18 protein-coding genes are annotated in these 21,227 nt (G+C 64.3%); 8 read left to right on the top strand and 10 right to left on the bottom strand.

Features of this window, described 5'->3' with window-relative positions; translation table 11 throughout:
- From E2583_RS20620 to E2583_RS20610, 3 genes are all read right to left on the bottom strand, one after another.
- A partial coding sequence (locus tag E2583_RS20620) for a GGDEF domain-containing protein (protein ID WP_291598170.1) occupies positions 1-798 on the bottom strand: 798 nt, incomplete at its 3' end.
- Between the two features lie 10 nt (positions 799-808).
- The gene (locus E2583_RS20615) at positions 809-2,260 is read right to left on the bottom strand and encodes an AMP nucleosidase (RefSeq protein ID WP_034399332.1); all 1,452 of its coding nucleotides are present in this window, start codon (positions 2,258-2,260) and stop codon (positions 809-811) included.
- A gap of 45 nt (positions 2,261-2,305) precedes the next feature.
- Positions 2,306-4,384: an EAL domain-containing protein gene (locus tag E2583_RS20610; protein WP_291598168.1), complete on the bottom strand. Its 2,079-nt coding sequence runs from the start codon at positions 4,382-4,384 to the stop codon at positions 2,306-2,308.
- Between the two features lie 158 nt (positions 4,385-4,542).
- On the opposite strand from E2583_RS20610, the gene E2583_RS20605 reads away from it, so the two are divergent.
- From E2583_RS20605 to E2583_RS20595, 3 genes are read left to right on the top strand one after another with little or no spacing between them, the layout of a single operon-like run.
- Positions 4,543-5,517, top strand: coding sequence for a cation diffusion facilitator family transporter (locus E2583_RS20605; protein ID WP_291598166.1), 975 nt, complete (start codon positions 4,543-4,545; stop codon positions 5,515-5,517).
- On the top strand, positions 5,514-5,963 hold the full coding sequence (gene dtd / locus E2583_RS20600; protein WP_291598165.1) for a D-aminoacyl-tRNA deacylase: 450 nt from the start codon (positions 5,514-5,516) through the stop codon (positions 5,961-5,963). Before E2583_RS20605 ends, dtd begins: the two co-directional genes overlap by 4 nt.
- 54 nt (positions 5,964-6,017) lie before the next feature.
- Entirely contained in the window at positions 6,018-7,799 is a 1,782-nt protein-coding gene (locus tag E2583_RS20595; RefSeq protein ID WP_291598164.1) for a dipeptidase, read from the top strand.
- A gap of 30 nt (positions 7,800-7,829) precedes the next feature.
- Here the strand turns inward: E2583_RS20595 and E2583_RS20590 are convergent, their stop codons facing one another.
- Positions 7,830-9,155, bottom strand: a complete 1,326-nt coding sequence (locus tag E2583_RS20590) for an amidohydrolase (protein ID WP_291598162.1) — start codon at positions 9,153-9,155, stop codon at positions 7,830-7,832.
- Positions 9,156-9,318: 163 nt separating this feature from the next.
- Between E2583_RS20590 and dbpA the strand changes: the two genes are divergently transcribed.
- On the top strand, positions 9,319-10,728 hold the full coding sequence (gene dbpA / locus E2583_RS20585; RefSeq protein WP_291598161.1) for an ATP-dependent RNA helicase DbpA: 1,410 nt from the start codon (positions 9,319-9,321) through the stop codon (positions 10,726-10,728).
- 102 nt (positions 10,729-10,830) lie between these two features.
- On the opposite strand, the gene E2583_RS20580 is transcribed toward dbpA, so the two are convergent.
- Complete coding sequence (locus E2583_RS20580; RefSeq protein WP_291598160.1) at positions 10,831-11,595, bottom strand: sulfite exporter TauE/SafE family protein; 765 nt, start codon at positions 11,593-11,595, stop codon at positions 10,831-10,833.
- A 183-nt stretch (positions 11,596-11,778) separates the two neighbouring features.
- Between E2583_RS20580 and E2583_RS20575 the strand changes: the two genes are divergently transcribed.
- Entirely contained in the window at positions 11,779-12,762 is a 984-nt protein-coding gene (locus tag E2583_RS20575; RefSeq protein ID WP_291598158.1) for a tripartite tricarboxylate transporter substrate binding protein, read from the top strand.
- 145 nt (positions 12,763-12,907) lie between these two features.
- Here the strand turns inward: E2583_RS20575 and ybeY are convergent, their stop codons facing one another.
- Together ybeY and E2583_RS20565 are read right to left on the bottom strand one after the other, a co-directional pair.
- Positions 12,908-13,366 carry an rRNA maturation RNase YbeY gene (gene ybeY / locus E2583_RS20570; protein ID WP_003050847.1) on the bottom strand — a complete coding sequence of 153 codons (459 nt, stop codon included), beginning with the start codon at positions 13,364-13,366 and terminating at the stop codon, positions 12,908-12,910.
- A 49-nt stretch (positions 13,367-13,415) separates the two neighbouring features.
- Complete coding sequence (locus tag E2583_RS20565; RefSeq protein WP_291598156.1) at positions 13,416-14,429, bottom strand: PhoH family protein; 1,014 nt, start codon at positions 14,427-14,429, stop codon at positions 13,416-13,418.
- Between the two features lie 49 nt (positions 14,430-14,478).
- Here E2583_RS20565 and ruvA point away from each other — a divergent pair, with 49 nt between their 5' ends.
- Both ruvA and E2583_RS20555 read left to right on the top strand, forming a co-directional pair.
- On the top strand, positions 14,479-15,054 hold the full coding sequence (gene ruvA / locus E2583_RS20560) for a Holliday junction branch migration protein RuvA (protein ID WP_291598154.1): 576 nt from the start codon (positions 14,479-14,481) through the stop codon (positions 15,052-15,054).
- 135 nt (positions 15,055-15,189) lie between these two features.
- Complete coding sequence (locus E2583_RS20555) at positions 15,190-16,656, top strand: serine protease (protein ID WP_291598153.1); 1,467 nt, start codon at positions 15,190-15,192, stop codon at positions 16,654-16,656.
- A gap of 19 nt (positions 16,657-16,675) precedes the next feature.
- On the opposite strand, the gene E2583_RS20550 is transcribed toward E2583_RS20555, so the two are convergent.
- On the bottom strand, positions 16,676-17,209 hold the full coding sequence (locus tag E2583_RS20550; RefSeq protein ID WP_291598151.1) for a peroxiredoxin: 534 nt from the start codon (positions 17,207-17,209) through the stop codon (positions 16,676-16,678).
- Positions 17,210-17,351: 142 nt separating this feature from the next.
- Here E2583_RS20550 and ruvB point away from each other — a divergent pair, with 142 nt between their 5' ends.
- Complete coding sequence (ruvB, locus tag E2583_RS20545) at positions 17,352-18,449, top strand: Holliday junction branch migration DNA helicase RuvB (protein ID WP_291598148.1); 1,098 nt, start codon at positions 17,352-17,354, stop codon at positions 18,447-18,449.
- 127 nt (positions 18,450-18,576) lie between these two features.
- Here the strand turns inward: ruvB and E2583_RS20540 are convergent, their stop codons facing one another.
- Positions 18,577-19,296, bottom strand: a complete 720-nt coding sequence (locus tag E2583_RS20540) for an MgtC/SapB family protein (RefSeq protein WP_291598146.1) — start codon at positions 19,294-19,296, stop codon at positions 18,577-18,579.
- Positions 19,297-19,401: 105 nt separating this feature from the next.
- A partial coding sequence (mgtA, locus tag E2583_RS20535) for a magnesium-translocating P-type ATPase (protein ID WP_291598145.1) occupies positions 19,402-21,227 on the bottom strand: 1,826 nt, incomplete at its 5' end.

Here is a 21,227-nt window from a genome sequence, read left to right as displayed (position 1 = left end):
ATGATCCATGTCGATCAGGATCAAGGCCAGCGGCAGATCTTCACGTTGCGCCCGGTTGAGCATGAGGCGGGCCTGGTTGCGGATGGCCTGGCGCAGCGGCAGACCGGTCAGGCTGTCTTCGGGTCTGTCCGCCTGCTGCCGGCGATGTTCCTCGTCACGCCAGGCCATCAGGATCGCCACAAACAGGACGGCAGTGAACAGGGGCACCAGCCAGGACAGGGACGGACCGGCATCAGGCTCTTGTTCGAAGCTGTAGATCCAATGCGCATGCAGAGCCAGGTAGCTGCGAGCGAGCAGGGCCAGGGCCGTGCACAGACCGATGCCGAAGAACAGATAGCGCCAGGTCCTGGCGGCAGGGGTGCGCGGAAACAAGGCCAGGCTGGCCAGCGACCCAATGGCCAGGCCATAGCAGATGTTGAACCAGACAAGCCGGTAAGCCTGGTGCTGAATCAGCAACAGCTCTCCGCACAGTGCCAGCAGGCAGAGCACGGCGATGGCGTGCACCAGCAACTGCCTTCTGGGGCCCAGCCAGCCCTTGAGGGCCTTCTGCAGCTGCCACAGGGCACTTGCCGAGGCAGCGGTCGCCGCGACGGACAGCAGGGTATTCCAGGCCAGCGAGGTGGAGCGCGTGGCGCTGAGCACCAGCAGCCAGGCCAGGCTTTGCAGCAGCAGGAACTGTTGTGCATTGCGGGCCGCCCGGCTCAGCAGGGGCCCCATGAACCATGGCAGCGAGAAGGCGACCAGCATCAGGTTGATGGCGACCATCAACGTCATGGAGAACTGATCGACCTCGAGCATGGGCCCAGCCTTACTGGAAGGCCACCTCGTCAAAGCTGCGCAGCTTGCGGCTGTGCAGGCGGTCGGAGCCGCCTTCGCGCAGGATGTCCACGGCACGCATGCCGATGCGCAGATGCTGGTCCACGCGCTCGCGATAGAAATGGTTGGCCATGCCGGGCAGCTTGATTTCGCCATGTAGCGGCTTGTCGCTGACGCACAGCAAGGTGCCATAGGGCACGCGGAAGCGGAAGCCGTTGGCGGCAATGGTGGCAGATTCCATGTCCAGCGCCACGGCGCGGCTCTGGCTGAAGCGGCGCTGGGGCAGGTTGTCGGGCAGCAGCTCCCAGTTGCGGTTGTCGGTGCTGGCCACGGTGCCGGTGCGCATGATGCGCTTGAGATCGGCACGCTCCATCTGCGTCACGTCGGCCACGGCCTGCTGAAGCGCGACCTGGATTTCAGCAAGCGCGGGAATCGGCACCCACAGCGGCAGCTCTTCGTCCAGCACATGGTCCTCGCGCACATAGGCATGGGCGAGTACATAGTCGCCCAGTTGCTGGCTGTTGCGCAGGCCCGCGCAGTGGCCCAGCATCATCCAGGCATGAGGGCGCAGCACGGCGATATGGTCGGTGATGGTCTTGGCATTGGCCGGGCCCACCCCGATATTGACCATGGTGATGCCGCTGTTGTCCGCGCGCACCAGGTGATAGCCCGGCATCTGCGGCAGACGCGGCGGTGCATTCCCGAGTTCGTCGACGGCTTCCGCGGGCAGGCCGGCGCGGCGGGTCACCACATTGCCGGGTTCGACAAAGGCGATGTACTCGCTGTCCTCCTTGGCCATCTCGGCATGGCCCAGGCGGATGAATTCGTCGATATAGAACTGGTAGTTGGTGAACAGCACGAAGTTCTGAAACCAGTCGGGGGCCGTGCCCGTGTAGTGGCGCAGCCGGTGCAGCGAATAGTCCACGCGTGGCGCCGTGAACAGCGACAGCGGCAGGGCCTCGCCCGCCGCAGCGCGCCAGGTACCGTTGGCGATACCGTCGTCCATGGATTCCAGATCGGGCAGGTCGAACACATCTCGCATGAGCATGCGGCGCTCCGGCGAGAGCGAGCCTTCGATATGGTCGTTGTCGGCAAACGAGAAATGGATGGGGATGGGCTTGTCGCTGAGACCCACTTCGATGGGCACCTGGTGGTGCAGGATCAGCAGGCGCAGCTGTTCGCCGAAATAGCTGGCAAACAGGTCGGGCCGGGTCAGCGTGGCCTCATAGGTGCCGGGCCCCTCCACAAAGCCGTAGGTCAGCTTGGTGTCTGCCTGTGCCACGGTTGTGGTCTTGATGCGCACAAACGGGTAGTAGGCGTGTATGGGCGCGGCCGGGGTCTCGCCCGCCACGAAGCGCTGCATGGCAGCTCGCAGGTGATCAATCTGCTCGCGGTACAACTGCTGCACATGGGCTAGTGCCTGGAGGGCATCGGTGTGGAACATGCTGCTGTTCTTATGAGAGGGTGTCGGTGTATTCGAGGCCATGCATTATTGTCTTCGGAGCCGTTGACAGTGTTGCGACATCCATGCCGAAGCCTGCTCGGCAGGTAATGGCGCTGACACGAGAAACCCTTGCATCATGGCACAGCCCATCTTTCTGAGCATGTCCCGCTGTTCCGTGCTTTCCACACCTTCGGCCAGAATCTCCAGGTGCAGGCTCTGGCCCATCTGCACGATGGCATTGACGATGGCGGCGGCATCCGGGTTGTGGGGCAGGTCGGTCACGAACGAGCGGTCGATCTTGAGCCGGTCTATGGGGTGCTTGCGCAGATAGGCCAGAGACGAGTAGCCCGTGCCGAAATCGTCGATGGCCAGTCCCACCCCCAGCGCCTTGAGGGCATGCAGGGTCTGCTGCATCTGGTTGCCCGAGAGCATCAGCGTGGTCTCCGTCACCTCGATATGCAGATGGCAGGCCTTCAGCCCCGTGTCGGCAAGGGCCTGGGCCACTTCCTTGACGACATCGCGCTGGCGGAACTCCTGTGCCGACAGGTTGATGGCCACGGGAATGGCCGGAAAGCCCTGTTGCTGCCAGGCATGGGCCTGGCGGCAGGCCTGATGGAGTACCCAGCGATCCACGGCGGCGATCAGCCCCCGGTTTTCGGCAAAGCCGATGAACTCGTCGGGCGATACCAGGCCGCGGTGCGGGTGCCGCCAGCGCACCAGGGCTTCGAAGCCTGCAAGCTCGCCGGTCTGCATCAGGGTCTGCGGCTGGTAATGCAGTTCGAATTCGCCATGCTCCACGGCGTTGCGCAGCATCTGCTCCTGCATCAGCATGCGTGTGGCCCGGCTCTCCAGCGCCGGCGTGTAGAACTGGGAGAAGCTGCGTCCGCGGCTCTTGGCCATCTGCATGGCGGCCTCGGCATTGCTCAGCAGGGAGGCCGGGCACTTCCCGTCCTTGGGATACATGGCGATGCCGACACTGACGGAAATCACCAGCTGGGTGCCTTCTATCAGGTAGGGGGCCTCCGCCGTGGCGCGCAGCCGGGCCAGCAGGGCCTCGGTCTCCAGCAGGCCGGGGTTGTCGGGCAGCACGACCACAAAGTCGTCACTGCCGGTGCGTGCCACGATATCCTGAGCGCCGACGGTGCTCCTGAGCCGTTGCGCCAGCTCGCACAGCAGGAGATCTCCCGCCTGATGACTGAGCGAATCGTTCACGGCCTTGAACTGGTCCAGGTCCAGCGACAGCACCGCCAGTCGCGATTGCTCGCCTGCGGCCCTGGCGATGGCATCGGTCAGCAGATGGTTGAGGCGTGCACGGTTGGGCAGATGCGTCAGCAGGTCATGCTGGGTCAGATAGTCCATGCGCTGCCGGGTCTGGAGGTTCGCGGTCAGGTCGCGCAGCAGGACGATGCGATGCCGGTCTTTTTCACCGGGCATGGTGCTGGCCTCTATCTCCACGGGGATGAGCTGGCCGTTCTTGTGCACGACCACGGACTCAAGCCGGTCTTCGCGCTCGCTGCGCATGTTCTGCAGGGCCCTCAAGCGCGCCTCGGGGGCCACGTAATCGAGCACCGGCGTTCCACGCAACTCATCGAGGGAGTAGCCAACCAGCCGGGACAGCGCATCATTGCCGTCCATGATGACGCCGTCGCGATGGAGCACGATGGCTTCGGTGGTGATGGATGCGAACTTGCGCATGCGCTCTTCACTGTCGCGTATCTGCTGTGTTGCCTGATGGTGGTGGCTGACATCGGTCATCAGCGCCACCACCCCCCTGAGGACGCCTTTTTCCGCATGAGGCCGCAGCACCGCCTCGAAGTGCTGCAGCCGGCCGATTTCGTTTTCGACCTGGCGCGTGATGCGCAGCGTCTGGGTGCTGTCCACAGCCACGGAGTTCAGATAAGGTTCGATCTGAGTCCAGACCGGCTCGCCCACGATGTCGCGCACATCCATGCCCACGATGGATTGCAGGGTGTGACCGAAGTGCTCGGCGTAGCGCGCGTTGGCAAATCGGCAGGCACGGGTTTCGGCATCAAAATAAGCCAGCATTGCGGGTGCTGTATCGGCCACCAGTCGAAGAATGGCGTCCTCATCCCTCGGTTGCTGTGCTGTCAACGTATCAGGCATGCGCCTCCCTTTTTTCTGGGAGTATTTATATAGGAATCAGGTCGGCCGCGACCATGACATGTCCGTCACGATAAGGGATTGTGAATTGTCCCGGGGGCAACTTGCAAAGACTATTGATGTATCAGAACACTTGGTGACATAGGCTTCAGTATCCACATATGCTCAATTCCGACGTTTCAACCTCTTCACAATGGTTGCAGCCGCACAATCTGCTGCGTCTGTCCGTGGTGGTGGCGCTGCTCACCATTGTGCTCAAGACTCTGGCCTGGTGGCTGACCGGCTCGGTGGGCCTGTTGTCCGATGCGCTGGAGTCTTTCGTGAATCTGGCCGGAGCCATGTTTGCCCTGACCATGGTGACCGTGGCCAAGCGACCGGCGGACACCGAGCACCCCTATGGTCATTACAAGGCGGAGTACTTCTCGGCCGGTTTCGAAGGTGTGCTGGTCATCGGCGCCAGCCTGGCCATCGCCTGGGCAGCGCTGTCGCGCCTGTGGAATCCGCAGCCCCTGGAGCAGCTGAGCTGGGGTCTGATGCTGTCGCTGCTGAGCACGGTCTTCAACGGTCTGCTGGCCTGGGTCATGCTGCGATCCTCGCGCAAGTACCGCTCGATGGCACTGGAGGGCGACGCGCGGCATCTGCTGACCGATGTCTGGACTTCCGTGGGCGTGGTGGTCGGCTTGCTGGCGGCGGCACTGACGGGCTGGCTGTGGGTGGATGCGCTGGTGGCTCTGGCAGTGGCAGTGCATATCTGCGTGCAGGGTGTGCAACTGGTCTGGCAGTCCTCGCAAGGTCTGATGGATCAGGCGCTGGATGCGCCGCAGCGCCTCAGGATCGACATCCTGCTGGACAGCTTTGCCAGGCGCAGCGAAGGGGTGAGCTTCGACAATATCTCCAGCCGCCAGGCGGGGGAGCGCAGCTTCGTCGACTTTCACATGCATGTTCCCGGGCAGTGGAGCGTCCAGCGCGCGGCACAATTGCGCTCGGAGATCGAAGCCGCGCTGCTGCAGGCCGTTCCGGGCCTGTATGCCCGCATCGAGCTGCTGCCCACGGGCATGAACACGGTCAGTGAAGTGGCGGACGGAGAGCTGGGCAGCGATGCCCAGGGCGCTGCAAGGGAAGGTTTCAGTACATGATGAGTGTGATTCAGCGCGTCAAGCAGGCGCGCGTGGAGGTCGAGGGTCGCATTACCGGCCAGATCGGCCAGGGTCTGCTGGCGCTGGTCTGCGCCGAGCGCGGAGATACCGAGGCCGAGGCCGACAAGCTGTTGGCCAAGCTGCTCAAGCTGCGCATCTTCAGCGACGAGTGCGGCAAGATGAACAAAAGCCTGCAGGACGTCGGCGGAGGACTGCTGGTGGTCAGCCAGTTCACACTGGCGGCCGATACCCGGGGCGGCAACCGCCCCAGCTTTACGGCCGCCGCCGCGCCCGACGAAGGCCGGCGCCTCTATGAATACTTTGTGGGCCAGGCCAGGCTGGCCCATGCTCAGGTGCAGACCGGCGAGTTTGCCGCCGACATGCAGGTGCATCTGGTCAATGACGGGCCCGTCACCATTCCCCTGCGCATGGAGCCGCAGGCCTAGGCAAGGCCGCGCCTGCGAGCCCATCCGTCACCGCGATTTCAACCAGAGCTTTCCATGACGCCATCCTGCAAGCCCTCTCTGTCCCTCATTGCCGCCGGCCTGATTCTCGGTCTGGCAGGCGTCAGTCTGCCCATCCAGGCGCAGACCCTGAAGAAACCAGCGCTGGACGCACTGATCGCCGCGTCTGCCGCGACCCCGCCCGCATCGTTCAAGGCCTTTGCACAGCAGGCCGCCAGGGCCGAGCCTGGCGTGGCGGCAGCCGTGCAGCGCTATACGCTCGGCCAGACGCTGTCGGAGGGCGAGCTCGCGGATATCGCCCGGTTGCTGGGGGTCTACAACCGTCTGACTCAGGAGACAGCGGTACTGGAGAGTCTGCAGCGCATGGTGGCGCTGCCCACGGTGCGCGATCCCAAGGTGCCTCCGCATGAAAGTCCGGCCATCCTGGACTTCGGCAGGCTTGTGGCGTCCATGGCTGCTGAATTCGGGCTGCGCTTTCGCAATGTGGACAACCGCATCTTTGAAGTGACATTGCCTGCGAATACGGCATATCGGGCCGGTGAGGCCGCCGAGTTCGGCATCCTGACCCATGCCGATGTGGTGCCGGCAGTGCCTTCCGAGTGGGTGCTGGACGGCAGGCAGATCGATCCTTTCCAGGTCACCCGTGTGGGCGATCGGCTGTATGGGCGCGGCACGATTGACGACAAGGGCTCGATCGCCACCGTGCTGTACGCGATGAAGGCGGTCAAGGACAGCGGTCTGCCGCTGTCGCGCAGCATTCGTCTGATGATCGAGACCACCGAGGAAACCGGCGGCGATGCCATGAAGTACTACCAGGGCAAGACCGCGCTGCCTCAGTACAACATCGTGCTGGACAGCAAGTACCCGGCCGTGGTTGCGGAAAAGGGCACGGGCGCGCTCAAGGCCCTGTTTGCAGAGGTGGCCGTCGATGCCGCCAGGCCCGCCATCACGGCGATGACCGGTGCCGCTTCGGCCAACTCCATTGCTCAGACGGCCTCTGCCACCGTCTCTGCCACCGATACGGACGCGCTGGAGCAGATTGCGCAGCGCCTGTCCATGGAGAAGGATGAGTTTGTGCGTCGTCACGAGGCACAGGGCCGGTTCGCCATCGAGGTGCAGCGCGCCGAGGGCGTGGTCACGGTCAAGGTCACCGGAGCCTCGGCCCACGGCTCGCGCCCTGAGGAAGGGGTCAATCCCGTGCCGCGTCTGTCGCTGTTCCTGCAGCAGAGCCTGATGCCCGAACAGGGTGCGTCACTGCTGCAGCCCAATCAGTACAGCCAGGCCGTGCGCTATATCAATGGCGTGTTCGGTCTGGACTATCTGGGCCGGCAGCTGGGCATTGCCTATGCCGATGATTTCATGGGGCCGCTCACGCTGTCGCCCAATCTCATCAAATTCGCGGACGGCAAGCTCGAGGTGACCGCCAATGCTCGCATGCCGCGCGGCAAGACGCCGGAGCAGCTGCGCGCCGAGGTCGAGCAGGGCATTGCCCGCTGGAGCGAGGCGGCCAAGGTGCCGGTCAGCGTGCAATACACCCAGGGCAACTGGATGGCCCGCGACCCCAAGGGCGCATGGCTGAGCACTTTGCTCAATATCTTTGGCGACACCACGGGGCTGGATGCAAAGCCCGTTCCTACTGCCGGCAGCACCACCGCCAAGCTCATGCCCAACGCCATCAACTTCGGCCCCGCCATGCCCGGCAAGAAGTACACGGCCCACAATGCGCTGGAGTACCAGGAGCTGCCGGATCTGCGCACGGACATGCAGATGTTCACCGAGATGCTGGTGCGCATCGGCAATCTGGAGCAGATGCAGTGACGGCAGCCCCGGTGGCGGGGCTGGCGCTGCTTACTGCATCACGTTCATGACCGCCAGGGTCATGGTTTCCACGCCGGTCTTGAACGTGGGTTCGGGTTCCGGGGCGAAGAAGGGTGAGTGATTGAAGGGCAGGGGCTTGCCACCGGGCTGACTGGCCTCGGCCACCTTCTTGGGGTCGTACACGCCCAGGGTGTAGAACATGGATGGCACACCCTGATTGATGAAGTCCGAGAAATCTTCGCTGGCCGTGATGGGTGAGATGGGGATCACATTGCGGTCGCCGAGTGCGGCCTTGAACAGCTTGACCGTGCGGCCTACCAGTGCCGCGTCATTGACCACGGCATCCGAGCCCTTGACCAGCTTGACCTCGGGTGCAGGAGCGCCCGACATGGCGGCTTCGGCCTTGGCCGTGCGCTCAATGCCTTCGTGCATTTTTGTGCGCACCTCGCTCTTGTAGCTGCGGATTGTTCCGAGCAGTCGCGCCTGGTCGGGAATGATATTGCCCGCGCTGCCCGCATTGAAGGCACCCACGGTGACCACGCCGAATTCCATGGGGTCTTTCTCGCGGCTGATCACGCCCTGTACATCGACCACAAAGCGTGAGGCCATGAGCACGGGGTCGATGCCTTTGTCCGGCATGGAGCCATGGCTGCCACGGCCATGAAACGTGATGTCCAGCGAGTCCGAATTGGAGGTCGCCGGCCCGGCCACATAGCCGACCGTGCCATAAGGCATGGAGCCGGTATGCAGCGCAAAAGCGTAGTCGGGTTTGCCGAATTTCTTGAACAGACCGTCGGCCAGCATGGCCTTGGCTCCGGTCACGGTTTCCTCGGATGGCTGGGCCACGAACATCAGCGTGCCCTTCCATTGGTTTTTCAGGCCCAGCAGCGCCTGCGCCGTGCCCAGCCAGCTGGTCATATGCATGTCGTGGCCGCAGCTATGGGCGACAAAGCTCTCCTTGCCGTTGTACTGGGCCTTGGCCTTGCTCGCATAGGGCAGGCTGGTTTTTTCCTCCATCGGCAGGGCGTCCAGCTCGGTGCGCACCATGACGGTGGGGCCCGCACCATTGCGGTAGATGGCGACCAGACCGGTCTTGCCAATGCCCTCGGTGACCTCAAAGCCCAGCTTGCGCATCTCGGCAGCCAGCTTGGCGGCGGTGCGCGTTTCCTGAAAGCCCAGTTCGGGGTTGGCATGCAGGTCTTCGTAGATTCCGCGCATCTGCGGATACATCTGGGCGATCAGCTGCTGCAGCTGGGGCTTGAGCGGCTGGGGATCCAGCTCCGCTGCCTGGGCCGAGCCCAGAGTGACGGCCAGCGCGGCGACGGCGCAGAACTTGCGGGTAAGGATAGGGTGCATGTGAGGGTCTGTGGTTGGCTTCAAACAGAGGCAGCTCATGGAGAGCGCGCTTTCAGACTAGGAGCATGGCCGGCTTGAATTGAAGAGGGGCAACCCGCAAATGGCACCGTGAATAACGATGGCACAAGGCTTTTGTCGCGCAGGCCCGGGATAATCCGCTCCCATGAATACCTCCACCAGCGCCGCCCAGGCCTCTGATTTCACCGCTTTCTCGGCGCTGCCCCTGTCCCCTGAAATGCTGGCCAATCTCCAGCAGCTCGGCTATGCGCAGATGACGCCCATCCAGGCCGCCAGCCTGCCGCTGACCCTGCAGGGCAAGGACCTGATCGCCCAGGCCAGCACCGGCAGCGGCAAGACGGCTGCCTTCGGCCTGCCCATGGTCGATCGCCTGAACCCGCGCTGGTTTGCCGTCCAGGCCCTGGTGCTGTGCCCCACGCGCGAACTGGCCGACCAGGTCGCCACCGAAATCCGCCGCCTGGCGCGCGCGCAGGACAATATCAAGGTCGTCACCGTCTATGGCGGCGTGCCCTCGCGCAACCAGATCGCCTCGCTGGAAAACGGCGCCCACATCGTCGTCGGCACACCCGGGCGCGTGATGGATCTGATGGAGCGCGGCAAGCTCGATATCGGCAACCTCAAGACCCTGGTGCTGGACGAGGCCGATCGCATGCTGGACATGGGCTTTCTCGGCGACATCGAAACCGTGGTGCGCCAATGCCCGGTGGATCGCCAGACCCTGCTGTTCTCGGCCACCTACCCCGAAGGCATTGCCTCGCTGGCCAGCCGCTTCATGCGCGATCCGCAGACCGTCAAGGTTGCGACCCAGCACAGCGCTGGCAAGATCGCGCAGCGCTGGTACGAGGTCGGCGCTAGAGAAAAAGTGGGCACGGTGGCCAGGCTGCTGGCGCACTTCCGTCCCGAGTCCAGCATTGCTTTTTGCAACACCAAGCAGCAGTGCCGCGACGTGGTGAGCGAGCTGCAGGCCCAGGGCTTTAGCGCCCTGGCCCTGTTTGGCGAGCTGGAGCAGCGCGAGCGCGACGAAGTGCTGGTGCAGTTCGCCAACAAGAGCTGCAGCGTGCTGGTCGCCACCGATGTGGCGGCGCGCGGTCTGGACATCGCCGATCTGTCTGCCGTCATCAATGTCGATGTCACGCCCGACCCCGAGGTCCATATCCACCGCATCGGCCGCACCGGTCGCGGCGATGCCGAAGGGCTGGCGCTGAATCTGGTGTCCATGGACGAGATGGGCAGCGTAGGCAAGATCGAACAATTGCAAGGCCGGGCTTCGCAGTTCTTCTCCGTGGACGAGCTCACGCCCGCCGCAGGTGGCGAGCTGCTGCCGCCCATGATGACCATCCAGATCATCGGTGGGCGCAAGGAAAAGATCCGCGCCGGCGACGTGATGGGGGCCATGTGCGCTGACTTCGGATACAGCCGTGAGCAGATCGGCAAGATCAGCGTCAATGACTTTTCCACCTATGTGGCGGTGGACCGCAGGATCGCCTCGGCAGCCTGCGCCAAGCTCAATGCGGGCAAGGTCAAGGGCAAGAACGTGAAGGCTCGGCTACTCTAGGCCTCACCCATCCGGTTGATCTCCAGCGCCTGTGCGCAAAGCGTAGGATGCTCGCAAAAATGCATTCTCGGTGACGAGAATGCATTGGCTTTGGACGGCGTTTCAGCCTTTGGCGAAGAACAGCCCGGCCATGACCAGCCCTGTGGCCACAATGCCCCAGCGCAGGACATGGGGCGCGATCCTGCGCGCCACGCGGGCTCCCAGGTAGCCGCCCAGGGTGGCGGCCACCATCATGAGGAGGGCCAGCTTCCACTCCACGATGCCGCCCACGGCGTAGATCACCACGGCAATCGCCGTCAGCAGGGCCGAGACCAGATTCTTCATGCCGTTCATCGCGTTGAGCGAGGTCTGACCCAGCAGGCCGAACAAGGCCAGCAGCAAAATGCCCAGCCCGCCGTTGAAGTAGCCGCCGTAGATGGCCACGATCAGCATGCCTGCTGCGGCCTTGACCGCCGATGGGGCGGCTTGTGCGGCATTCTGCCCCGCAGCCCAGGCCCGCAGCTGCGGGCCGAAGGCGAACATGGCGGTGGCGGCCAGCAGCAGCCAGGGCACGACCTTGCGGAAAGTGGCGTCGGGGGTGAACAGCAGCAGCGCCGCACCGGCGGAGCCGCCGATCAGGGACAGAGCCAGCACCTTTTTCATGGACAGGCCCGGCGGGGACTGCATGTCGTCCTTGAAGCCCCAGGCGCCCGCCATATAGCCCGGCAGCAGGGCCACGGTGCCTGTGGCATTGGCAATCACCGGCGGCACGCCGGTGAAGACCAGGGCGGGAAGCGTCAGAAAGCTGCCGCCACCGGCGACGGCGTTGAGTGCGCCGGCCGTGAAAGCTGCGGCCAGCAAAAGGGCGAGGTGGCCCAGGTTCTCCATGTTCTTGTCTCCTGATTGTCTCTGTCGGCTTTGCGCCTTGTGGTGGAGCGATTTCAGGTGCGGGCCTGCATCGCTTCTATCTTGCGCAGGTAATTATTTTTTGAAATAAAAGAATGTGAAAACAATATTTTGAGGAATAAGTGATTGTTTTGACAATCCACTCCTTCGTTAAGGAGTTTTGCCGTGAACCTGCCCCGTTTCCTCTCCCGCACCGCATGGGCCATGCTGGCCGCAACCTGGGTGTCGGGCGCAGCCATGGCGCAGCAGCCGGAATTTCCGGCGCATTCCGTCAGGCTGGTGGTGGCCAACGGCCCCGGCAGCGCTCCGGATCTGCTGGCCCGTCAGGTGGGCCATCTCGTCGGCAGGGACTGGAAGCAGGCCATCGTGGTGGAAAACAAGGGGGCCGCCGGCGGCGTCGCGGCCGTGGATGCCGTGGTCAAGGCCCAGCCCGACGGCTACACCTTGCTGGTGGGCGGCGACAGCGCCATCACCATCATGCCCAATGTGCAGCGCAATCTTCCCTATGACGTCAAGAACGATCTGGTGCCGGTGACCAAGCTGGGTCAGTCCGACTTCGTGCTGGTGGCCAATCCCAGGAAGGGCTTCAAGACCTTGCAGGACTTTGTGGCCTACGCCAAATCCCACCCGGGCAAGATCAACTACGCCTCCTCGGGCACGGGCGGTGCCCAGCATCTGGCCATGGAGCAGTTCAAGCAGCGCGCAGGCTTTTTCGCCACGCACATTCCCTATCGCGGCGGCCCTCAGGGCCTGCAGGATGTACTGGCCGGCCAGGTCGATGTGATGCTGATTGCGATCGCTCCGGCGCTCACCCAGATCCAGAGCGGCAAGCTCACGGCGCTGGCCGTGTCCGGCCTGCAGCGTCATGCGCTGCTGCCCCAGGTGCAGACCCTGGCCGAGAGCTACAAGGGCTTTGAGGCCGGTGCCTGGTTCGGCCTGTTCGCACCCAAGGGCACGCCGGCTGCCGTGGTCCAGGCCATTGCCCAGGATACCGACAAGGCGCTGAAGGACCCCGAGCTGCGCAAGAGCCTGCTGCAGCAGGGCATCACTCCCGTGGGCGAGGGCCAGCAGGTGTTTGCCAGACAGATCAAGACCGAAGATGTGCGCGTGGCCCAGCTGGTGCGCAGCATCGGCCTGAGCGTGGAGTAAACCCGGCCGGGGTACTCTCATAAAAAGAGCTGCCTGCGCTGGTCATTCTTGATTTTCAAGGCTAAATACCTTTGAAACACATGATTGACCTGCGCAGGCAGCTCTGTTTTCAGGAGTCTACGGCACGTGGGCCGATGCCTGTCCGCTATTTGGCGTAGGGGTCTTCGTAGCCCATTTCCTTCATGATGTCGGTCTCGTAGGCCTCCATCTCTTCGGCGTCTTCCTCGCTGGTCTCGTGGTCCCAGCCCTGGGCATGCAGCGTGCCATGCACCAGCAGATGGGCGTAATGCTCTTCCAGCGTCTTGTTCTGCTCCTGGGCCTCGCGCTCCACCACGGGGGCGCAGAGCACCAGGTCGGCCATCACGGTCGGCTCCTGCTGATAGTCGAAGGTCAGCACATTGGTCGCGTAGTCCTTCTGGCGGTACTCGCGGTTGAGCTTGCGGCCTTCCTCGGCATCGACGATGCGCACCGTGATCTCGGCGTCCACGGCCAGCGCATGGCGGATCCAGCGCGTGACGCGGCTGCGGCTCAGCAGCTCCCGGTGGGCAGCGGCCTCGGCGCTGGGGCCGAATTGCAGCGATAGTTGCAGTTGATTCAAGGTCATATTGGCTTCTGGCCTTTATTCAGCAAGCGCTAGTAGCTATGGATTGTGATTAAAGCTCGTCGGCCGTGGGCAGGGGGCGGGCCGTGCGCGGGCTGCTGGCGCGGTGCTTGGGCGCCGAAGTCCCTTCGGACACGCGCCCCCGTGCATCGTAGGCGTCCACGATGCGCGCCACCAGCGGGTGGCGCACCACGTCGGCGCTGGTGAAGTGGTTGATGGAGATGCCCTTGACACGCCTGAGCACGCGCTCGGCATCGACCAGACCGCTGGGCGCTCCCTTGGGCAGGTCGACCTGGCTCACGTCGCCCGTGACCACGGCCTTGGCGCCAAAGCCGATGCGGGTCAGAAACATCTTCATCTGTTCGGGCGTGGTGTTCTGTGCCTCGTCCAGGATCACGAAGGCGTTGTTCAGCGTGCGCCCGCGCATGAAGGCCAGGGGCGCGATCTCCAGGGCATTGCGTTCGAAGGCCTTCTGCACCTTGTCGTAACCCATCAGATCGTAGAGCGCGTCGTACAGCGGGCGCAGATAGGGGTCGACCTTCTGCGTCAGGTCGCCGGGCAGAAAGCCCAGGCGCTCGCCGGCTTCCACGGCAGGCCGGGTCAGCACGATGCGCTGCACGGCGCTGCGCTCCAGTGCGTCCACGGCGCAGGCCACGGCCAGGTAGGTCTTGCCGGTACCGGCCGGTCCGATGCCGAAGCTGATGTCGTGATTGGCGATGTTTTCCAGATACAGCGCCTGGTTGGGCGTGCGGGCGCGCAGGTCGGCACGGCGTGTGGTCAGCTGCGGGGCCGTCAGATCGGCCTCCAGCATTTCGACATCGCCGGCCAGCATCAGCTGCAGCGTGTCGTCGGCAATCACGTGGTCTGCGATTTCATAGAGCGCCTGCAGCAGCTCCAGCGCCTCATTGGCCTGGGCCTTGGATCCGTCGATCTTGAATTGTTCGTGACGGTGGGCGATCTTGACGCCCAGCGCGACTTCGACGGTGCGCAGATGGGCATCTGCCGGGCCGCAGAGGTGTGTCAGGCGGGTATTGTTGTGGGGAGTGAAGGTATGGCGCAGGATCACGCGGATAATTTCTCAAAAGAATCGCCGCACGGTGCGGCAAAGGATTTCAATGATAGGCAAATTGACGGGAACGCTGCTGGAAAAAAACCCGCCCGAAGTCCTGGTGGACTGCGCCGGCGTGGGCTATGAGGTCCAGGTGCCCATGAGCACCTTCTACAACCTGCCCGCCAACGGCGCCAAGGTGGCCTTGCTGACCCATTTCGTGGTGCGGGAAGACGCCCAGCTGCTGTTCGGCTTTGCAACGGCCCGCGAGCGCCAGACCTTCCGTGAGCTCATCAAGATTACCGGCATCGGTCCGCGCATGGCATTGGCCGTGCTCAGCGGCATGAGCATCGATGATCTCGCGGACGCGGTATCGCAGCAGCAAGCAGGGCGATTGGTCAAGGTGCCGGGCATTGGCAAGAAGACCGCCGAGCGCCTGCTGCTCGAGCTCAAGGGCAAGATCGGCGCCGATACCGGTGCGCAGTCGCTGTTTTCGAACAACCATGAGCAAAACGATATCCAGCAGGCGCTGATGGCGCTGGGCTATTCCGACAAGGAAGCCTCGGCCGCCCTCAAGAAACTCCCACCCGACGTAGGGGTGAGCGAGGGCATTAAGCTCGCGCTCAAGGCGTTGACCAAATAGCTTTGCTGGCCCTGTGCCGGTCTCGGAGAACACGTTATGCATGGGTGGACACAGGGTAGGCGCATTCCCTCACGATGCGCCAGCTTGATGCTGGTGGTGCTGATGACCGCTTGCGGAGGCGGAGGCGGAGGCAGCGTGCCTGATCCCGGTCCTGGCGGCGGGGCGGGTGGCTCCAACGGGGCAGGTGGCGGCGGAGGGGCGATCGTCGGCGGCGGCGCGGAGATCAGTACACCACCGGGCCCCCCCACGGTCTATGTGCTGGATTCCCTGACAGTCCCGGCTACCCAGGCTGCGACCAAAGACGTGGCGGTGGCATCCGTGGCGGTGCGTCCCAAGGCCGTCAACCTGGCATTGCCGCAGTGGAGCGATGCGCCTTCGCCGGTCATGCCCGGTCCCGGTGAACCCATGCAGATCGGTGCACCGCGGCAGCTCTCCTCGCTGCAGTCCCCTGGCGACATGGCGCGCGCGCTGCGCTGGAGCACAGCGCCTGACGGCGGGCAAGTGGCTGCGATCAGCATCACGTCGGCCGGTGCCCACGGCCTGCGGCTGGGCCTGGCGGTCGATGCCATGCCCGACGCCGCCCAGCTCAGGCTGTACCGGCAGGATCGCAGCCAGACCGGGTTCGAGACCACGGGAAGGGCCATCAACGAGGCCATTGCGCGCAACCGCCGCGCAGACGGCGATACCCGGGCTGCAGGCATCTGGTGGACCCCCGATATGGGGGCCGAGGAGGTCACGCTGGAGATCGCGCTGCCTGCCGGAGTCTCGACCTCGCAGCTGCGCATCGCCATTCCCACGCTCACCCATGCCTATGTCAACCTGGCCCTGCCGATGGAGCAGGAACTGCGCGACAGCCTCGTGCTCAAGAATCTGGGCGGTGCTGCGGGCTGCGAGCTCGACGCCAGCTGCGCCGATCAATATGCCACCGAGCGCAATGCCGTGGCGCGCATGACCTATGTGGGCTCCGACAACCGCTACTACTACTGCACGGGCACCTTGCTGAACAACACCCGGCGCGATTACACGCCGTATTTCCTGTCGGCCAACCACTGCATCTCGACCCAGGCATCGGCGACCTCGCTGCGCACGGACTGGTTCTTCCGCTCGGCCAGTTGCAACAGCTTCGAGCCCATTGCACAGACCACGGCGCTGCAGCGCGGTGCCACCTTGCTGTACGCGACGGCGACGCATGATGCCACGCTGATGCGGCTCAATGACGCAGCGCCTCCCGGTGTCACGCTGGCCGGCTGGGACGCGCGAGGAACGGCGGTGATCGGGACGGCCATCTACGGCCTGCATCACCCGCAGGGCGACCTCCTCAAGTACGGCGAGGGCCAGGTGCAGAGCTACCGAAACTGCACGCTGGGTGCAGGCAGCATCAGCTGCAACCCAGGCAATGCCCAGAGCGACTTCGTGAACGTGGGATGGAGCAAGGGCATTACCGAAGGCGGCAGCAGCGGCTCGGCCATTTTCGTGAGCGGGCGTGTCGTGGGCACGCTGTCCGGCGGCAGCAGCGCGTGCACGGTCAGCGGCGGCTCCGACGTCTACAGCCGTTTTGACCGGACCTTCAGCAGCCAGATCGGGAACTGGCTGGCGCAGTGATCAAGGGGGCTGGCCGGGCCTATTTCCCCTGCAGCTGCCTGACGGCCGCCTTGGTCTGCTCGACATGGGCCAGCGGGTCGCTGCTGACGAGGGCGAACTTCACTCTTCCGTCCTGGCCTACCACATAGGAGATGCGGTCGGCCCTGGCCGGGTTGGCGGCAGCCGCCGCATCATAGGCCCTGATGGTGGTGGCCTGTGGGTCCGAGGCCACGGCAAACTGGTCGCGGCAGGCTTCGGTGGAAAAGCGCTTGAGGGTGTCGATGGCGTCATGCGACATCCCCACCACCGTGGCGTTCATGGCTGCAAACTGGGGCGTGGCTTCGGCGAAGGCATGGGCTTCCAGCGTGCAGCCCGAGGTGAAGGCCTTGGGGAAGAAATACAGCACCACCGGCCCTTTCTTGAGCGCCTCGGCCATGTCGAAGTCAAAGGCCTTGCCGGCCACGGCGGCGGGCGTCTTGAAGCCGGGGGCTGCATCGCCGGCCTTGAGCGCGGCCTGGGCCGAAACGGACAGGCAAAGCAGGACGGTCGTGGCGGCCAGGGTGTGAATACGCATGGGGGGCTCCTGAGGTCTTTGCCCCCATTGTGCGCAAAGCCCGGGCCCAGGCGTCAAGCCGGATGTGCTGCCACTGTGGGATTTTGTGTGCCCCTGTATTTTTAATCAGTATCCCGGCCATGCTTGGGGCACAATGGCCGCCATGACGATTCATGTCGACGAATTTGCGGCCAGTCCCGCACCTGCACGCAAGCCCAGAAGTGCGGCTGCAGACCCCGATGCGGCGGCGCCGCGCATGGTCTCGGCAGGGCATTCCTCCCAGGGCGAAGAGGCCCTGGAGCGCGCCTTGCGCCCCAAGCTGCTCGACGAATATGTGGGCCAGGCCAAGGCCCGCGAGCAGCTCGAGATCTTCATCGGCGCAGCCAAGAAGCGCAGCGAGGCGCTCGATCATGTGCTTCTGTTCGGCCCCCCGGGCCTGGGCAAGACCACGCTGTCTCACATCATCGCGGCCGAGCTGGGCGTGAACCTGCGCCAGACCAGCGGCCCGGTATTGGAAAAGCCCAAGGACCTGGCGGCGCTGCTCACCAATCTCGAACCCAACGATGTGCTGTTCATCGACGAGATTCACCGCCTGAGCCCGGTGGTCGAGGAAATCCTCTATCCGGCGCTGGAGGACTATCAGATCGACATCATGATCGGCGAGGGGCCGGCCGCACGCTCCATCAAGCTGGACCTGCAACCCTTCACCCTGGTCGGTGCGACCACGCGCGCAGGCATGCTCACCAACCCGCTGCGCGATCGCTTCGGCATCGTGGCGCGGCTGGAGTTCTACAGCTCCGAGGAGCTCTCGCGCATCGTCAGGCGCAGTGCAGGCCTGCTGAACGCGCCGATTGACGAGGAGGGCTGCTTCGAGATAGCACGCCGCTCGCGCGGCACGCCGCGTATCGCCAACCGCCTGCTGCGCCGCGTGCGCGACTATGCCGATGTCAAGGGAGACGGCCGCATCACGCGCGAGATTGCCGACAAGGCGCTGGCCATGCTCGATGTGGATCCTCAGGGATTCGACATCATGGACCGCAAGCTGCTCGAAGCCGTGGTGCATCGTTTCGATGGCGGACCGGTCGGCCTCGACAATATCGCGGCAAGCATTGGCGAGGAGTCGGGCACCATCGAAGACGTGATCGAGCCCTATCTGATCCAGCAGGGCTTTTTGCAGCGCACGCCGCGCGGACGCATGGCCACGCAGGCCGCCTACCGCCATCTGGGCCTGCAGGCCCCTTCGGACGATTCGGCGGCTTAGGCAAGGCAACGACGCAAAGAGTCGCCACGCCTGGAGCGAGAGGCGGTCGGCAAGGGACCGGGCGGCCCCGCCGCCTTGCAGCGAGGGCGTTGTCCCCCTCCGGGGGGCGCAAAACAGCTCGGGGAAGTCAATTATTCTGCGGGCCGGCACTCCAGAACGCCTGCAGCACGCCCGGCAGGGTTTCGATCTGCGTGACCACCTGGTCCAGCTCCTCGGCATGCACGGCCGTGGCGAACAGCTCGGCCTCGATTTCGGTGTTGTGCGGCGGGATTTCGTGCTTTTCCACCGCGCGCACCGGGTAGTTGGCCGCCTCCAGCAGCTCCTGCATGCCCTCGCGTACATCGGCCTGGGCTTGCTGGCCGCAGATCACGTAGACATAGTAGGTGGCCTCGCTGGCATGCTCGGCCACGGGGTGGCGGTTGATGTAGTTGACTACAGGGCGCAGCAAGGTGTTGCTGGCCAGCACGAACAGGGTGGCAATGCCGGCCTCTGGCAGCAGACCCGCGCCCGCGCAGGCGCCGACGGCGGCCGAGCCCCACAGCGTGGCGGCGGTGTTCAGTCCCGTGATGTTGGCGCCTTCCTTCATGATGGCGCCGGCGCCCAGAAAGCCCACGCCCGAGACCACATAGGAGATGACGCGCGTGGCGCCGTCCGCGCCGGAGACGCGCATGGCCAGGTCGACGAACACGGCCGCGCCCACGGCGACCAGGGTATTGGTGCGCAGGCCCGCCGTGCGCTGGCGTATCTGGCGCTCCAGGCCGATGATGCCGCCGCAGACAAAGGCCACGACAAGACACAGCACGGTGTTCAGCGTGGCGAGCAGATTGAAGTTCTGTAGGGATTGCATGAAGTTCTGATTGTTGTGGCCGACGGATCGGTGCCTGGGTTCATGAAACATGCGCCCGGGCTGGCGTGCCTGCCCCGCAGCGAAGACGCACGGCAGTCTTGAGGCTTACCAGCCATATTTGCGGATATAGACGCGCTTGAGCAGCGTCGTCAGCACAGCATAGGCCAGCAATATGACGATGAGCCAGGGGAAATAGCCGAACGGAAGGGCCTGAAGCTTGAAATTCCCGGCCAGCGGGCCCATGGGCAGGAAGATGCCGATGGCCATGATGGCTGCCGTGGTGGCCAGCAGCGGCCAGGAGGCGCGGCTTTGCAGAAAGGGAATCCTCGGTGTGCGGATCATGTGCACGATCAGTGTCTGCGTCAGCAGTCCCACCACGAACCAGCCCGACTGGAACAGGCTTTGCTGTCCGGCCGTGCTGGCCTGGAAGACGAACCACATCAGCGCGAAGGTGAGCACGTCGAACAGCGAGCTGATGGGGCCGAAGAAGAGCATGAAGCGGCCCAGGTCCTGAGGGTTCCAGCGCAGCGGCCGCGCGACCATTTCCTCGTCCACGTTGTCGAAGGGAATGGCGATCTGCGACAGGTCGTAGAGCAGGTTCTGCATCAGCAGTTGCATGGGCAGCATGGGCAGAAAGGGGATGAAGGCCGAGGCGATCAGCACCGAGAACACGTTGCCGAAGTTGGAGCTGGCCGTCATGCGGATGTACTTGAGCATATTGCTGAAGGTGCGGCGTCCTTCGAGCACGCCCTGCTCCAGCACCATCAGGCTTTTTTCCAGCAGGATGATGTCGGCCGCTTCGCGGGCGATGTCCACGCCGCTGTCGACGCTGATGCCGATATCGGCGGCACGCAGCGCGGGCGCGTCGTTGATGCCGTCGCCCATGAAGCCCGTGACATGACCATTGGCGCGCAGCGCACGCACGATGCGTTCCTTGTGCAGCGGCGTCAGGCGGGCGAACAGCCGGTGCGCCTCCACGGTGCGGCGCAGCTGCTCCTCGTCCATGGCCTCGATGTCGTTGCCGACAACCGCCTCGTCCACCTGCAGACCCACGTCGCGGCAGACCTTGCATGCCACCCGCTCGTTGTCGCCTGTGAGCACCTTGACCGCCACACCGTGCTGCAGCAGCGCAGCGATGGCGGCCCGGGTGGACTCCTTGGGCGGGTCGAGAAAGGCCACATAGCCGATCAACGTCAGTCCGGACTCGTCGGCGATGCCGTAGGTGTTCCTGTCGGGCGGCACTTCCTTCATGGCCACCGCCACCACGCGCAGCCCCTCGCTGTTCAGGGCCTCGGTGACGGCGCGCACTTGCTCGCGGCGCTGCGGCGTCAGGGCCTGCACGGTCTCGCCGTCTGGCCCGCTGTCCCGGATATGCGTGCAGACCTCGAGGATCTCCTCGACTGCCCCCTTGCAGATCAGCTCATGGTGGTGATTGCGCTCGGCCACCACCACGGACATGCGCCGGCGCTGGAAGTCGAACGGAATTTCGTCGACCTTGCGATAGTCCTCGTTGACATGCAGCCGCGTGCGCAGCTCCACATGCTCGAGCACGGCCCGGTCCAGCAGGTTCTTGAGCCCGGTCTGGTAGTAGCTGTTGAGGTAGGCGAGCTGAAGCACCTCGTCGCAGGGACGGCCCAGCACATCGGTGTGGCGCTCCAGCGCGATGCGGTCCTGCGTCAGCGTGCCGGTCTTGTCGGTGCACAGCACATCCATGGCGCCAAAATTCTGAATCGCATCCAGGCGCTTGACCACCACCTTCTGGCGCGACAGCACCACGGCACCCTTGGCCAGCGTGGAGGTGACGATCATGGGCAGCATCTCGGGCGTCAGGCCCACGGCCACCGACAGCGCGAACAAAAAGGCCTCGCCCCAGTCGCCCTTGGTGTAGCCGTTGATGAACAGCACCACGGGCACCATCACGGCCGCGAAGC

It is taken from the genome of Comamonas sp., assembly GCF_009360615.1.
In the GTDB taxonomy this organism is placed as follows: Bacteria; Pseudomonadota; Gammaproteobacteria; order Burkholderiales; family Burkholderiaceae_C; genus Comamonas.
Note: the sequence above shows the minus strand (reverse complement) of the source record. Positions and strands in the feature narration are given on the sequence as shown.